The sequence below is a fragment of the Paenibacillus sp. HJGM_3 genome (genome assembly GCF_045062745.1).
Taxonomy (GTDB): Bacteria; Bacillota; Bacilli; order Paenibacillales; family NBRC-103111; genus Paenibacillus_AA.
The window spans coordinates 15,269-31,141 of the sequence record NZ_JBJGED010000006.1 but is presented as its reverse complement, the minus strand read 5'-3'; the positions used below and the strand labels follow the sequence as shown (position 1 = coordinate 31,141).

13 protein-coding genes are annotated in these 15,873 nt (G+C 58.1%); all 13 read left to right on the top strand.

Annotation, left to right across the window (positions count from 1 at the left end; all coding sequences use genetic code 11):
* Window positions 1-12 precede the first annotated feature (12 nt).
* The 13 genes from ACI5FR_RS08550 (at window position 13) to ACI5FR_RS08490 (ending at window position 15,864) form a co-directional block, all read left to right on the top strand.
* Window positions 13-1,317, top strand: a complete 1,305-nt coding sequence (locus ACI5FR_RS08550; protein ID WP_405453055.1) for a hypothetical protein — start codon at window positions 13-15, stop codon at window positions 1,315-1,317.
* 19 nt (window positions 1,318-1,336) lie between these two features.
* Entirely contained in the window at window positions 1,337-2,158 is an 822-nt protein-coding gene (locus ACI5FR_RS08545) for a sugar phosphate isomerase/epimerase family protein (RefSeq protein WP_405453052.1), read from the top strand.
* A 19-nt stretch (window positions 2,159-2,177) separates the two neighbouring features.
* Window positions 2,178-3,101, top strand: a complete 924-nt coding sequence (locus ACI5FR_RS08540) for a stalk domain-containing protein (RefSeq protein ID WP_405453050.1) — start codon at window positions 2,178-2,180, stop codon at window positions 3,099-3,101.
* Window positions 3,102-3,197: 96 nt separating this feature from the next.
* Window positions 3,198-3,851, top strand: coding sequence for a hypothetical protein (locus tag ACI5FR_RS08535; RefSeq protein ID WP_405453047.1), 654 nt, complete (start codon window positions 3,198-3,200; stop codon window positions 3,849-3,851).
* Window positions 3,852-3,868: 17 nt separating this feature from the next.
* Window positions 3,869-4,726: a helix-turn-helix domain-containing protein gene (locus ACI5FR_RS08530; protein ID WP_405453045.1), complete on the top strand. Its 858-nt coding sequence runs from the start codon at window positions 3,869-3,871 to the stop codon at window positions 4,724-4,726.
* 124 nt (window positions 4,727-4,850) lie between these two features.
* Window positions 4,851-5,597 (top strand): phytanoyl-CoA dioxygenase family protein, encoded by a 747-nt coding sequence (locus tag ACI5FR_RS08525; protein ID WP_405453043.1) that lies wholly within the window; start codon window positions 4,851-4,853, stop codon window positions 5,595-5,597.
* A 446-nt stretch (window positions 5,598-6,043) separates the two neighbouring features.
* A complete protein-coding gene (locus tag ACI5FR_RS08520) occupies window positions 6,044-7,096 on the top strand; it encodes a response regulator (protein WP_405453040.1) in 1,053 nt (350 codons plus the stop codon).
* Window positions 7,096-9,000: a cache domain-containing sensor histidine kinase gene (locus ACI5FR_RS08515; protein ID WP_405453037.1), complete on the top strand. Its 1,905-nt coding sequence runs from the start codon at window positions 7,096-7,098 to the stop codon at window positions 8,998-9,000. Before ACI5FR_RS08520 ends, ACI5FR_RS08515 begins: the two co-directional genes overlap by 1 nt.
* Before the next feature lie 258 nt (window positions 9,001-9,258).
* A complete protein-coding gene (locus tag ACI5FR_RS08510; RefSeq protein WP_405453034.1) occupies window positions 9,259-10,212 on the top strand; it encodes an ABC transporter permease in 954 nt (317 codons plus the stop codon).
* A gap of 96 nt (window positions 10,213-10,308) precedes the next feature.
* Window positions 10,309-11,190: a carbohydrate ABC transporter permease gene (locus ACI5FR_RS08505; RefSeq protein WP_405453032.1), complete on the top strand. Its 882-nt coding sequence runs from the start codon at window positions 10,309-10,311 to the stop codon at window positions 11,188-11,190.
* Between the two features lie 144 nt (window positions 11,191-11,334).
* Entirely contained in the window at window positions 11,335-12,897 is a 1,563-nt protein-coding gene (locus tag ACI5FR_RS08500; RefSeq protein ID WP_405453029.1) for an extracellular solute-binding protein, read from the top strand.
* 82 nt (window positions 12,898-12,979) lie between these two features.
* On the top strand, window positions 12,980-13,747 hold the full coding sequence (locus ACI5FR_RS08495; RefSeq protein WP_405453026.1) for an SDR family NAD(P)-dependent oxidoreductase: 768 nt from the start codon (window positions 12,980-12,982) through the stop codon (window positions 13,745-13,747).
* A complete protein-coding gene (locus ACI5FR_RS08490) occupies window positions 13,744-15,864 on the top strand; it encodes a heparinase II/III domain-containing protein (protein ID WP_405453023.1) in 2,121 nt (706 codons plus the stop codon). Before ACI5FR_RS08495 ends, ACI5FR_RS08490 begins: the two co-directional genes overlap by 4 nt.
* The last annotated feature ends 9 nt before the right edge of the window (window positions 15,865-15,873 follow it).

Sequence of the window (15,873 nt, the reverse complement as noted above, 5' to 3'; positions counted from 1 at the left end):
GGAGCGAGTACTATGATTCAAATCCAAACAGCCGGTGTGGCGACCGAGAGGGAGCCGCTGCAAAGCCCATTCGGCTTCAAGGGCGGTTATCTGAGCGAGCTGTGGCAAACGATCGTAAAGCTAGACAGCGCATCGGGGCATTCCGCCATCGGCCTCGGCATTCAAAGCGTGCTGTGGTCCGACCCGAACGTGTTCTTCACCGTGCCGGAGCAGCAGGCGAACGAGATGATGCTGGACATTACCCGGTATGCCTTGTCGCTCGCGCAAGGCGCCTCGTACCGGACGCCGCCGGAGCTGCTGGAGCAGCTCGTGCACAAGGCGTTCGCCCATGGACGAGTGGTTACAGGGCGCAGCGGCCTGCGGGAGACGTTCGTGCTGAATGCGCTCGTCCCGCTCGACCATGCCGCCTGGCTGCTCTACGCGCGGGAGACCGGGCGCACCGACTACGACGCGATGCTGCCTGAGGAATTCCGGGCCATTCTGTCTAATCGGCACCGGGAGCTCGCCTCCACCCCGGTCGTGTCCTATGGGCACACCGAGGCGGACATTATAGCCATGCTGGATGCCGGGTACTTCCTTCTGAAGGCCAAGCTCGGCTCCGATCCGGACAAGGACGGCGATCTGGACAAAATGCTCGCTTGGGACATGGAGCGGCTCACCGTCCTGCACCGGCTGTGCGCCGACCGCACGACGTCGTATACCGACAGCGGCCGCGTGCTGTACTACTTAGACGCGAACGGCCGATACGATACGACCGACCGGGTGCTGCGCCTGCTCGACCATGCCGACCGGATCGGCGCCTTGGACCGGGTCGTCCTGTTCGAGGAGCCGTTCGCGGAGGAGAACAAGGTCGCGGTGCACGACATCCCCGTCCGGGTGACGGCGGACGAGAGCGTACACAATGTGCTCGATGCCGTGGAGCGCATCGAGCTAGGTTACCGGGCGATTACGCTCAAGCCGATCGCCAAGACGCTCAGCGTCACGCTGCAGGTGGCCAAAGCCGCGCATGAACGCGGCATCCCATGTCTGTGCGCGGACTTGACCGTGAACCCCTGGATGGTGGATTGGAATAAGAACTTGGCCGCCCGTCTCGCGCCGCTGCCAGGACTTAAGGTCGGTATTATCGAGACGAACGGGCACCAGAATTACGCCAACTGGGAGCGGATGCGCAGCTACCATCCCGAGGGCTACGCCGGTTGGACGCATTCGGTTAACGGCGTATACCTGTTGGACGATGCATTCTACGCCAGAAGCGGTGGCTCGTTCAGCACGAGCGAGCATTACGAATCGGTGATGAATCAAGTGACTACCCGATAGGACGGGAGGGAGCGATTGTATGAAACTCGCATTCAGCACATTGGGCTGCCCGGACTGGAGCCTGCAGCAGGTGGCGGAGCATGCCGGCGAATATGGCTATGACGGCGTCGAACTGCGGATTAAGGGTGACCGCCACGTCGATCCGTCTTTGAACGCCTCCGAGCGCCGGCATGCTGCCGAGTCGTTCCGCTCGCGAGGCGTAGAGATCCGCAGCCTGTCCGGCTACACCACCTTCACGGGCAAAACCCGGGAAGAGGTGGAGGCCAACGTACAGCAGCTGCGGGTGAACGCGGAGCTGGCGCACGACTTGGGCGCGCCATACGTGCGCACCTTCCTCGGGAAGGTGCCGGAGGGCATGACGTTCGACTTCGCCGTCGCGCAAGTCGCCGAGAGCCTCGCCCGCTGTGCCGAGCTCGTCCGCCCGCTCGGCGTCTCGATCCTCATCGAGACGCATGACGACTTCTCCGCCTCGGCGGCGGTCGAGCGCGTGCTCCGCGAGGCCGGCCATCCGGACGGCCTCGCCCTGCTATGGGATACGGTGCACACGTATCACAGCGGCGAGACCGCGCAGCAGGTCGTAGAGCGGTTCGGCACGAACATCCTGCACACGCATTTCAAGGACTGCGTGCCGGATGCGCACAATCCGCGCGGGCACCAGTACCGCTATGTCTTGACCGGCGAAGGCTACATCCCGATCCGGGAGAACATCGCCGCGCTTCGCTCCATCGGCTATGACGGCTACCTGTCGTTCGAGTGGGAGAAGATGTGGTACCCGGACTTGCCGGGACCGGAAGTCGCCCTTCCGCATTACCTGCGGTACATGCGGGAGCTGTTGGGGTAAGAACAGGAGGCCTCTTTGCATGAAAAAATTTATTTCCGGCGTAGTGGTCGGCGCACTGCTCATGGCTTCGGCGTCCGTGTTCGCGGATGACGGGCTGGAGCAGATCTCGGCGTATCTCCGCCCGAAATTGCCGATCAAGCTGGACGGCCAGCCCGTCGAGCTGAAAAATGCTCCGATCATCTACGAAGGTTCTACCTATTTGCCGCTGCGAGAGTTGGCGGGGCTGGTGGGCAAGGAAGTGTATTGGAATGAAGCCGAGCAGTCGGTGGAGTTGGGCAAGCGGGCATCTACGGGGACACCTGGGCCGTCTCCAACGCCTACTCCGACTCCTACACCTACGCCTGGTGTCACGAGCCCAGCGTTCGAATCGCTGCCCAACTACTTGCCGAACAGCAGCGCTTCCGCGCTCAAGGCCGACGGTATCATCTACTTGCCGCTGGCGGCCGGCGCGGAGAAGTATCAGCTCACGATCGAATGGGACGAGAAAACGAAGGTCGCCAAGTTCTCGGACATCGGGACCGTAGCTTTCGTGAACGAGTATGCCGGCGGAGTCGAAGCGTTTCGTTATCAAGGTACCGTGTATTTGAAAGAGAGTTTGCTGGCCGACATGTCGACGATCGCGAAGCAGGCTTTTCAAACCGAGTACCCCCGCTTCCGAGCTATGTTCCGCATTGGGGAGCTGACGCTGACCACCACAAACGTGGTACAAACAAAAGCGGAGGTCGCTGAACCGCCGCCGCTTAATGATTTTAAGATTCAATGGCTCATCCTCCGAAATAAGGAAACGTATATGAAGCAAATCGCCAAGGATGTGCAACAAAGCAACGCTTCCCGCACCTTGAATATCACGTTCTATTACCAGGGCATTACCTTGGGATGGGTCACGGCCGAGCCGAATGGAACGATCAATGTCAGCCTTGTGGCGAATCCGTTCGGGAATTAAGTGCCGGCAATGCATCAGGTCCATACAGTCTCTGGGGAGAGTTCCCAGAGGCTGTTTTTGGCAAGTAGAAGATCCAAACCGGCGGGAGGGGACGATTTGCAGGAATTTGCACGTCAAATCAACGGGCTGGCTGAAACAAACCTGGGCGAAGCGGAGACAACCATTGTTAAAATAACCGATTTATTGGCTCAATTGGATCCAAGCGGACAACAACAAATCCACAGTTTGCTCTCCTATCCCGCCCTAAAGCTGATCTATGAACTTCGGGAGGACTTGCACCTGGCTGGAGAGGCGAGGGAGCCTCTGATTTGGTGGTACTTTCGTACCGAGTTGAGGAGAAACGACAATCGATTCGACTCGGTTCTCTTCAGCATGCTGCTGGAGGAAGCGGCTAAACATTATACGGTTGCGCTAGAAAGCATCATCGTCCAAGCTCTGAAGTCGGATGCTCTTACAAGCGATCAAGTTTCGGACGCCGGGCGGGTATTTTCAAGCCAAGCTTTTCTGAAAGAGAGCTATGCCTACCAGTGCCGAAGCTGTATATCCGAGGGAGGTCAATTGCAGTCGGAGCAGGTGAAGCGGTTACTGGAATTGCGAGCGTATTCCACCTTGGAGCTGGCTTTAGATCGAGGAGGCAAGACTTTGTCACCAGATGGCCTAGCCGTATTGGTCGCCCAGTATAGGGGTGAGGCGGATAAGAAAATAAGAGCTAACCTTGCTCGAAAAGCACAGTCATTACTAAATCTCTAGGAGGTTACATGCCCCCTATGGAAAACAAATACCTGTTTCACTACACCGAAGAAACGAACATTCCGACGTTCGGCGTACTGCTCGCGGGGCATTTTCATTGTTCCTATGGATTTTACGGCCATCGCACGAAAGGCACGAAGGATTGGCTAATGATCTATACCGCCCGCGGGGAAGGGTCGTTTAGGGTCGATCGAGAGGTGACCGTAAGCCGGCACGGGGACTTGGTGATCATCCCGCCTGGAATCCCGCATCACTATGCGGCCAATGCTGGAGACACGATCTGGGAAATCATGTGGGTGCATTTCGTGCCGGTGGCCGAACAGCTCCCTCATCTGAAGCTTCCGAGAACCGCGGAGCAACTGATCCATTTCCCATTAGGGGAACCGTCCGGGCGATTGCGAATTGAACAGGCATTCCAGAGATTGGTTCAGGACTCGCTCGACTCGAGTAAGATTAGACAAGACTTGGCTATGCTCGCTTTGTCGGAAATCTTAATCCTGCTGCATGAGATGCACACGAAACCAGACAAAGGTCCGCAGTTGGATGAGCGTGTGGAAACGATCCTCAAGGTGTTGGCGGATGAGCTGCGCGGGAAGCACCGGACGTCCGATTTGGCCAGCTTGGTGAATTTATCGTCGTCCCGATTGTCTCACTTGGTGAAGGAACAGACGGGAGCAAGCTTAACCGATCTGCTGATCCAAATGCGGCTGCAGCGAGCAGCCAAGCTCTTGAGGTTCACCGCCCGCCCCGTGAATGTAATCGCCGATGAAGTCGGATTCGAGTCCCCTCCCTATTTCACGCGCCGGTTCACAGAGCAGTTCGGTATGAGTCCGACCGCTTACCGGAAGCTGGTTAACCTGCCAGGGCTCGGCTGATGGAGAATAGACAGCTAAATTGTGCAAGAAGACAGCATGCCGGTTTATTCCTGGGGAGAGCGCGTTCTTTTACAATGGAGGCAAGCGAATACGCTAATCCAGGGTGAAGGCGGGAGATGCATACATGTATATTACTCGCGAACAGGCAGACCAGTATGATCGGGATGGGTTCCTTCTCGTAGAACAGGCTTTCTCTGCCGCCGAAGTAGAGAAGATGCTCGCTGCGGTCGAAGGCGGCAGTCGGGTAGCGGCCAGCAAGTATGGGAGTGCGGATAGCACTGGCAAGAAGGCCAATCTGGCCCTGTGGTTCGATCTGGGCGATGACATTTGGTCAGCCGCCTCCACTTGTCCGAGAATCGTGAATAATGTTCGCATTCTTATGCGGGAAGAGATCTCCTTTTTCCACGGCAAGGTCATGTTGAAGGAGGCGCATTCGGGCGGTGCCTGGGAGTGGCATCAAGATTATGGCTACTGGTACGATCAGGGGTTCGTCTCCCCCAACCTCATCAGCGTGTTCATCGCCCTCGATCCGGCTACAAGAGCTAACGGCTGTCTGCGCGTCCTGAAGGGCTCGCATAAGTTGGGACGGCTCGATCATGGCAAAGTGGGCAGTCAGACCGGCGCTGATCCTAGGAGGATTGAAACGATTGAGGGGATGCTCGAGACGGTGTATTGTGAGATGACCCCGGGATCGGCCCTGTTCTTTCACTCGAATTTGCTGCATACTTCCGCGGCCAACGAGTCGGATTACCATCGGAGAGCGTTTATTATGTGCTATAACGCTTGGGGGAACGAGCAGTTGGTTGACGGTAAACGGGTTAAGAGGGAGCCCTGCCCGGTGGGAAGCGAGGATGCTTTGTTGAGGCTTTAGGTGGAAATGATCTCAAGGACGTGCGGGGGTGGTTCTGCTCCAAACGAATCTTCCCCCCCTGTAGGCTCGAGGCCTAAGGAAAGCATGGAGCAAGCTGAATTATGACCTCGAACAATTCATTTTATTGCGCTGAAAATCCGATCTTTGTATGGAATAGATGAAAAATTTTCCTCTATGCTTCATTTTTCTTCCAGAACTGAACTCCCCAGAGCCAATAGAGGAATTTTTTTCTTTTATTTTAAATGAAGAAGGGCTGAAAGTTAGATTAGATGATCTTTTTTCCTCTAACACACTTCCTCTTTGTGTTCCACGATCTCCCTCCAAAACCTAAAAAAAACACAAGAAAAATAAAAGCGTTTTCAATCCATTCGCACCCCCATGTGGTACAATAGCCGTACTTACACGGCGGGGCAACCCGCTCCCAGCAACGCGAAAGGGGCGAGCGTATGGAAATCTTAATCGTCGACGACGAGCCGATGATCCGCCAAGGGCTGAAAGCCATGGTCGCCCAACTGGGGGACCCGATCACCGCCATTCACCTGGCCGAGAACGGAGAAGAAGCGTTGAACCGGATCGAGAAGCGCCTGCCGGATGTGGTGCTCACCGACATTCGGATGCCGAGGATGGACGGGCTCGAGCTGTGCCGTGAGCTGGCGCAGCGGGAGAACGAGATTCCGGTCATCGTGATCTCCGGCTACCATGATTTCGAATATGCCCAGAAGTGCCTCTCCTATGGAGTGAAAGAATACATCTTGAAGCCGGTCAACAAGAAAAACTTGCACGACACGCTCCTGAAGCTGATCGGCAAGCTGCAAAAGCAGCGGGCGCAGGCCCGGCTGTCGGCCTTCGACTTCGAGCCTTGGATCGAGGCGGCGGAAGACGCGATCTGGACGATGCAGGACGCACGCCTCGAGGAGCAGCTAGATACGCTGCGGGAGCAGATCGAACCGTACGGCACGGAGCGGATGCTGCTGTCGGAGTTCTTGCAGAAGCTGTACGCTCAGCTCGCTAGAAAGCTGCAAGCGCGCAATGTCGCTTTGGCGCTCCCGGCTTGGGAAGCGGCTGCCGTTGCCGAACCCGTGACGGACGAAGCGACCCAGCGCGTGTTCGAGGCATTCGCGGAGCGAACTCGCGGCTTGCTGAAGGAGCTGCGCACCCGGCGCAAAGGCAAGCTGAAGGACCCGATCGAGGAAGCGAAAGAATACATCGACCGGCACCTCGCCAAGGAGGTGTCGCTCGAGGAAGTGGCCGAGCAGCTCGGCTTCAACCCATCCTACTTCAGCCAGCTGTTCAAGCTGACGACGAACGAGACGTTCGTGCAGTACCGCATCAAGCGGCGTATGGAGCGGGCCAAGCAGCTGCTTGAACAGCCGCACTACCGGATCGTCGACATCTCCTATGAGATCGGATACGCCGACCATGCGCATTTTACGAAGACGTTCAAGAAGATGGAAGGCTGCTCCCCCTCGGAATATCGGCAGAAGCTGGGGATCGACTGATGCGGCGCACCTTGTCCAGTCAGATTTTCGCCTACTTCCTTATCGTCATCGTGCTGTCGCTCAGCGTGGTGGGCGTGTTTTCCTACATTCAATCGTCCAAGGCGCTCGACAGCCAATCGGAGAAAAACATCTCGCAGGTCATCTCGAACGCGCTGTACCAGACGGATCTGTACTTGCAGACGTACGAGCGCCTGAGTGACAGCATCCTCTCGAACAACGACGTGAAGCGGTTCCTGGATATCGATCCTGCGGACAGCTACACGCATTTTTACTATACCGATCAAATTCGGAAATATGTGTTCCAGCCAACGTTCATCCAAAATCCGCAAATCAGCCTCATCTACGTGATCGGGCAGCACGGACGGGCGGTCAGCGATGACAACGGGAACCAGGCATATGCGTCCTTCTTCAAGCCTGGTGAGCAGTTAGAGATGCTGAACAGCCGCACGCCCGAGAATGGCGGGATCGCGATTCTGAACACTACGATCGTCCCGAACCAGCATACGGAGGTCATCACGCTCGCGCGCAAAATCCGGGGGGTCAGCTCCTACGAGCCGAAGGGCGTGCTGGCCGTGGAGTTCAAGGCGAAGGAGCTGGAGCGCATCTGGGGCCGTCTCGATATTGGGGAGACCGGGTTTTTCTTCATTGTGGATGAAAGGGGACAGGTGATCTACAAGCCCGGCGATCCCAGGGCGGCAGCCGGGATCACGCCTGACGTCGTCCGGACGGTAATGGCTAACGAGCGGGTGTCTTATACGCAACCGGAGGACGGAGAGACGAGAATGCTCGTCTCGCTGCAGTCGGACTATTCGAAGTGGCATCTCGCCGCCTCCATCCCGGTGAAAGAGCTGCGCAAGCCGATCTCCACGATCCGCACCACCACGCTGATCGTCGGCCTGCTGACGCTCGTGCTGGCGATGTGGCTGGCCACCCGTTTCGGCCGGTCTCTGCTGAAGCCGATCCACATCCTGAAGAACGGCATGCGCGAGACGGAGAAGGGCAATTGGCAACCGATCCCGGTCCCGGACCGCAAGGACGAGATCGGCGGCTTGATCCGCAGCTACAACCTGATGGTCCGCCGTCTCTCGGAGATGATCGACCGGGTGTACGAGGCGGAGCTGCGCGACCAGAAGACGACGCTAGACCTGCAGGCAACCCGGCTCGAACGCCAGCGGGCCGAGTTCCAAGCGCTGCAGATGCAGATTAACCCTCATTTTCTGTACAACACCCTGGAGACGATCAACTGCTACGCCGTCGTCCGCAATTCGGAGGAGATCTCCGAGATGGTCGACGCGATGGCGTCCATGCTGCGGTACTCCGTCCAGACGAACCTGGAAGAGATCACCGTCGTGAACGAGCTGAAGCACGTGCTGAACTACATGACGATCCTGAAGCATCGCACAGGGACATCCTTCGAGATCGATGTGCGGGTGCCGCCGGGGCTGCTGCTGGAGAAAATGGTGCGCCTCACGCTCCAGCCGCTCGTGGAGAACGTGTTCCAGCATGCCTTCCCGAACGGCATCGACGCCCATCATTACATCCGGGTGAACGCGAGGTTCGAAGGGGAGCATTTCCTCGTCAGCGTGGAGGATAATGGGCGGGGGATGCTACCCGACAAGTTGGAAGAGCTGCAGCGCAAGCTGGATGAGAACCGGCTCGCCGATCCGGTTGTGGAGGCGGAAGCCGCGATTGCCGTGGAACCCGGAGGGCCCGTGAGCACAGCGACATCCACACGAGCCGGGGCCGAGCCCCCGAGAGGCGGAATCGGGCTGATGAACGTGCATCGGCGAATTCAGCTCGTCTTTGGCGAGCAATACGGCCTGCGGATCGAGAGCGAGGCGGACGGCGGCACGACGATCACGATGCTCATGCCGGCGACCCAAAGAAAACACAAGGCCAATTAAAGCGAGTCTCTCCCTGTTCGCTCGGGCCCTCCCTTATTATAAAACTACACAGACGGTCCTTTATTGGTCCTGCCAAAAGTGCGCAGGACTGAAGAAGGAGTGGAGAAGCGAACGCGTCCTCCTTTGAAATTACGTCGCAACATCGAAAAAATTAATCTAGGCGACGTAATTTCAACAGAGGTCGGAACCCTTCTTCAGTCCGGAGCATGCTTTGCTTCTGTGACCAATAACGGACCGTCCATCGAAAGGGTGACCCTCATGAGAGCAAAGCTGCAGCAGGCCGACGGAATCGCGTACCGGAGCTCCACGTCGTCCATCTGGAGGTACATGTGGAAGTACAAGGCGCTCTACCTGATTACGCTGCCCGGCATCGTATACTACTTGATCTTCAAGTACATCCCGCTCGGGGCTTCGTTTATCGCATTCAAGGACTATAACATTTTCAAAGGCGTGTGGGGGAGCCCCTGGGTCGGCCTCGAGCATTTCGAGCGGATGTTCCGGCATGCGGATTTCCTGCGGATTTTCAAAAACACGGTCATCATCGGCGGTCTGGACATCCTGTTCGCGTTCCCGGCTCCGATCATTCTGGCGCTCCTGCTGAACGAAGTGCGGATCGTCATGTACAAACGCATCGTGCAGACGGTCATCTACATGCCGCATTTCCTGTCCTGGGTCATCATCAGCGGGATCGCCGTCGGGATCTTGTCGCCGTCCACCGGAGTCGTGAACCAGTTCCTCGGCTGGCTCGGCATCGAACCGATCTACTTCCTGGGGGAAAACTCGTACATTCGTACCATTCTGATTACCTCCGGCATCTGGAAGGAAGTCGGCTGGGGCACGATCATCTACCTGGCCGCGCTGGCCGGGATCAACCCGGATTTGTATGAGGCGGCGGAGATCGACGGCGCGAACCGCTGGAAGCAGACGCTGGCGATTACGGTGCCCTCGATTCTCCCGACCATTGTCATCCTGTTCCTTTTGAAAATCGGCGACTTCCTGGACTTCGGCTTCGAGCGCGTCTGGGTGTTCTTGAATCCGCTTACCTACGAGAACGGCGAAATTCTGGACACGTACATTTACCGGGCGGGGCTGCTGCAGCAAGAGTACAGCTTCACGACGGCGGTCGGCATGTTCAAGTCGATTATCGGGCTGACGCTGCTAGTGCTGGCCAACAAACTGAGCCGGAAGGCGACGGGCGAAAGCTTGTTTTAACACAACCCCGGAAAGTGAAGGTTGCCTTCGAAGATGATTCCTATTACTTTCCGGGGGACCCCATAGAAACCGGGCTTGAAAGGAGTGGCAACTTCAATGAATTTACGCATAACCGCCGGTCAGCGCGTGTTCAATGTGTTCAACCTGGCTTTTCTAACCGCGGTCGGACTCCTCATGTTCCTGCCGTTCCTGAACATCATCGCCCAGTCGTTCAGCGACTCGAAGGCGATCACGAGCGGCTCGGTAGGCTTGCTGCCGGTCGATTTCACGATCATCAACTACCGGTACGTGTTCCAAGACCCGACGATCTGGAGGGCCTTCGGCATCTCGGTGTTGATTACGGTGTGCGGGACGGCGATCAATCTGTTCATGACCTCCACGCTCGCTTATCCGCTCTCCCGGCCGGAGTACGTGGGGCGCAAATATGTGCTGCTGATGGTGCTGTTCACGATGATATTTCACGCACCGCTGATTCCATTGTTCATCTTGGTCAAAAATCTTCACCTGATGAATTCGCTGTGGGCCGTCATGCTGCCAAGCGCGATCAGCGCCTTTAACTTCTTCGTCATGCGGTCGTTCTTCATGAACATCCCGAGCGAGCTGATCGATTCCGGGCGGATCGACGGGTGCGGCGAGATGCGGATGATCTGGAGCATCATTCTGCCGCTGTCGAAGCCGGCTATGGCGACGATGGGGATCTATTACGCGGTGTATCACTGGAACTCGTATACGCATGCGCTTTACTTTTTGAACGATCGCCAGATGTATCCGCTGCAGCTCAAGCTGCGTGAGATGATCAACCGCGACAGCCTCGCGCTCGATTCGTCGGGCTCGCTGTTCTCCGAGATGCTGCACATGTCGCCCGAGGGCATCAAGATGGCGACGGTGATCGTGGCGACGGTGCCGATTCTGTTGATATATCCGTTTTTGCAGCGCTATTTTATTAAAGGCATGATGATCGGGTCGATCAAATCGTAGACGAATTCGCAAGATAGAACTAAAAAAAGAACAAGTGGATATAAAAGCAGGCCGTTGTTGGGCGGGACGGTTTGGAATTACAATCGGTTTGCAAGCGCTTAACTGGGCGATATTGCAAATTAACCAAGAGGGGTATGGGTGGCCATGAAGAACAAGTTAGGCAAAACATCGCTTACGTTCCTGCTGGCTGTGGGGGTCCTGGCCGGATGCTCGAGCGGCGGCGACAAGCCGACGAATTCGACCAACGGGCAAGGCAGCACACCGGCGACACCGGCTGGTCCTACGAAATTTTCCATCTCGCTTCGCACGCTGAACTTCGACTACGTCGAGAAGAATGCGAACATCAACGAAGACAAATGGGTCAAAGAGCTCGAGAAAAAAACGAACACCGACATCAACATCCGGCTCGTGCCGCATGCGGATTATGAGCAAAAGATGATCCAGATGTTCGCGACGAACGACATCCCCGATGTCGTACAGGCGGGCGCCGGCACGAACGGCAAAGAGCTGGCCGGCTCCGTCCAAGCGGGCGTGTTCCTCGAGCTGAACGACCTGCTGAAGCAGTATGCGCCGAATCTGCTGAAGGTCATTCCGCAGGAAGCTTGGGACGAAGTATCGCTGAACGGCAAAATTTATGGCATTCCCGAGTTCCTCTCTAACCCGTCCCGCCGGTCCACCTGGGTGCGCGCCGATCTGATGGAGAAAGCGGGCATCACGAAGGATCCGAAGACCGTTGACGAATACCTCGACATGCTGCGGGCGTTCAAGAAGCTCGGCGTGGAGAACCCGTACATGGGACGAGAGCAGTTCAAATACGCGGACATTTTCTTCGGGGCTTATGACGTGTACCCGTACTTGAGCCAGTTCGAGAAGGTGGGCGACAACGTACAGCCTAAGTTCATGGACAACGACAATATGCAAAAGGCGCTCGGCGTCTACAAGACGATGTTCGACGAAGGCCTGATCAACAAGGAATTCGCTACGATCAACGCGACGAACTTCAAGAACATCATCCTGGCGGGCAAGGCCGGCATGTGGGAAATGAACGCGCAGGAGCTCCTCCAGTGGGAGACGCAGCTGAAGGCGGCCGTGCCGGACGCCAAGATCAAAATGATCCCGTCGCCGGTCGGACCGGACGGCAAGGGCGGCGGTTACCTGTACGCTTCCGCGGCGCGCGCTTATTTCATCAACAAGAGCGCCAAGGACAAAGTGGAAGGCATCCTGAAGTTCTTCGACTGGCAAGTGACGCAAGAGGCGGACAAATGGTTCGACACCTCGCTCCCGGTAGAGCCTACGACGCCGGAGCAAGTGGCCGAGCAGCGCTACCTGAGCGGATTCCTGCACCTGGTGAAGGACGACGCTTACCGCAAAGAAATTCTGAACGCTACTCCGGCGGGCAAAGACCTATTGAAGGCGTTCGAGACGATTCTGCCGAAGGAAGGCCGCGGCGGAATCGAGTTCGACCCAAGACTCGATGCGATGAGCAAAAATCCGGACGCTTCGCCGCTGTCCGACACGCCTCCGCCGATCTTGCTCCAGCACATGGTCAAGATGGTGTACGGCAAGGAGCCGATCTCCGACTGGCCGAAGGCCATCGACGAGTGGAAGTCCAAGGGCGGCAACGACATCCTGAAGGAAGCGAACGAGCGCTTTAAGAAGAAGGAAGGCATCAAGCTGAGAGGCCCTGAGGTGCAAAATTTAAAATAAGTCATCCCTTCTCCCTGCGAGCGATCGTGGGGAGAGGTGTTTCTTAAGCCTTTCCACATACGAGACGAGGAGGAAGTTGGAGATGAAAATCGAATTGCAAGGCAAAACCGCCCTGGTAACGGGCGGAAGCGCGGGGATCGGGCGGGCAATAGCGGTGACGCTGGCGGCGTGCGGGGCACGGGTCGCGGTGCACTACAACAGCAATCGGGAAGCGGCCGAGGAGACGGTCCGGACGATTCGTCAGGCAGGCGGAGAGGTGGAGCTGTTCCAAGGGGACTTGACCGATGTGACTCGCGTGGAGTCGATGATTAAGGAGATCGAGAGCCGGATGGGCGGCACGGTGGACATTCTGGTGAACAACGCCGGGCATCTGATCGGTCGGGTGCCGAGCTCCGACATGAGCGAGGAGCACTATGCGAAGGTGCTGGACGTGAATTTCAAAAGCTGCGTGTTCGTGACCAAAGCAGTTCTGCCGGGCATGAAGGCGAAGGGGGCTGGGAAAATCGTCAACATCACCTCACTCGCGGCACATAACGGCGGGGGCGGGGGTGCTTCGATCTACGCGGCCAGCAAGGGGGCGATTATGGCGTATTCGAAAAATTTGGCCAAAGAAGCTGCTGCGGCCGGGATTAACGTCAATTCGGTCTCGCCGGGCTTCATCGGGCAGACGGCCTTCCACGCCACGTTCACGCCGGATGAGGCCCGCAAGGCGACGATCGCCACGATCCCGCTCGGACGAGAAGGGACTCCGCAGGATGTGGCGAATACGGTGCTGTTCCTCGCCTCGGGACTGTCCGACTACTTGACCGGTGAGACGATCGAAGTCAACGGAGGCATGTTCATGCGATGAGAATCCGGGACAAGGCGAGCGGCTGGAGCTGGTGCGCGAGGAGTCTGGAGCAGCTGGAGCGGGAGCTGGAGACGTTCGTGGAGCGCGGCTATCGCATCCCTGAGGAACCGGGAGGTTGGTGGCACCAATATGTGTGCCCGGAGCATCACACGGAGCTGCGGTTCGATCCGATGGAGCCGGATGCGCATCATTTTCACTGCCCGCATGGGTGCGTGCTGGAAGGGGAGCCGTATCGCGGCGGTTGGCTGGTGTTCAAGCACCAGTCGCTCGCGCGGTATGCGCTGCAAGCGGCGGCGGTGTATGCGGGGACGGGTAAATCTGGGTATGCGGAGCTAGCTCTAGGGATCCTCGGGCGCTATGCGGAGCGATTCCCGCTGTACCCGATCCACCCGGAAGCGCAGGCATGGATGCTGAAAGGTCGGGCGTTCCACCAGGCGCTTTCCGAGGCGATCTGGGCGACGACGCTGATTCGCGCTTACTTGCTTGTGCGCGACGAAGGCGTAGACTTCAGTGTGGCGGAGGATGCCGGAGCAGCCGGGGAGGCTTGGGAGATGTTCCTGAGCATGCTGGAGGCGAGCATGACCCAATACCGGCACATCCTCATCCATGACCGGGGCACGCCGGAGAGCAACTATACCGCTTGGCTGAACGCAGCGCTCGCGGCGGTGTATGCCGCTCAAGGGGAGCGAGGCAAGCTGCTGGAGCTGATCGAGGGCGAAGGCGGTTTCGCGCATCACCTGTCGATCGGGGTGAAGCCCGATCAGTTCGAGTACGAGGGCAGCACGTATTACCATGTGTTCGTGCTGCGGGCCTATCTGATCACGGCGGAGATGGCCGCTCGGTTCGGGGTGGACCTGCAAGCCGTGCGGGGGCGGCAAGGCCAGAGCCTGCAGGGCATGCTCGAGCTGCTGGCCGACCTGGCGGGCGGCCAAGGCGAACTGCCGGCGCTGCACGATGGACCGTACAAGCGGGAGCCGTACGCGCGGGAGATCGCCGAGGTGCTGGAGCTGGGCTTGGCGCATATGCAGGGTGACGATGCGGGTCGGTTCGGTGCGCTGTTAGATGAGACGTATCGCCAGCTCGATCCCGGTCAGGGAAGACGAAGCGGGTTAGAGGCGGTTGTATTTGGCACGGGAGAGTGGGACTTGCCTTTGCCGGCTAGCGATGAGGACGGGGCTCGCAGGCGGGGGCACGGGCAGGGGCGTGGATCGAGGCTGCTGGCGGACAGCGGCTTTGCGATTTTGCGTCATACGGACAGCGCCCTGTCGGCGCTGATCGATTTCGGTCCTCACGGAGGCTCGCACGGCCATTACGACAAGCTGCACCTCACGATCGACCACCGGGACGGCGCGGTAACGCCCGAGCTCGGTATGGTGCCGTACGGCTCTCAGCTGCGCAAAGAGTGGTACGCCTCTACGGCGAGCCACAACACGATCTCGATCGGAGGCCGCTCCCAGGCTGCCCATGAGGGGGAGTGTATGGCTTTTCGGGAGACGGAGCGTTACGCATACGTCTGGGCCCGGTCTGAAAGAGCGTATGAGGGATACCGGCTCGATCGGCATCTATTGTTGACTTCGGAGTGGCTGCTGGATTGGGTGCAGGTGGAAGCTGTCGGAACTGCTGAAGGTGAGGCGTCACAGCCAATAGATTGGTGGTTGCATCATTTGGGGGTTGGTGGCGCTGAGGGTACGGCGAATGAGGATTGGGAGCCGTGCGCGTCGCAATCACTCGGGGAGGGCGATGGCTATGCGCATGTGCAGGCCGTCTCCCGCTGGCTGGCGTCAGGCGACAGCTACGAGCTGCTCTTGCCGGTAGACGGGAATAAGGATCGGGGCCAAGTAAGGGTGACCGGATTGGCTTGCGGCGGAGAAGGGGGCGCCGTCTACCAGTTCACTTCGCCGGGGACGGCGGACGACCCGAGCCGGCGTATGGGCGGACTGGTGCACCGGCAAGCGGGAAAGAGTGCCACGTTTGTCCACATTTACGCGGACAGTGGCGCTCCCCTGGTACGGCTTAGTCGTTCCGATTCGGGCGAAGTGGAGATCGGGCAGGGGAGCCGACGCTTCTCTGCGCGAATGGGCGGAGCCGAAGAGCTCATCGTGACTGGTCTAGAATAATTTGAGGGG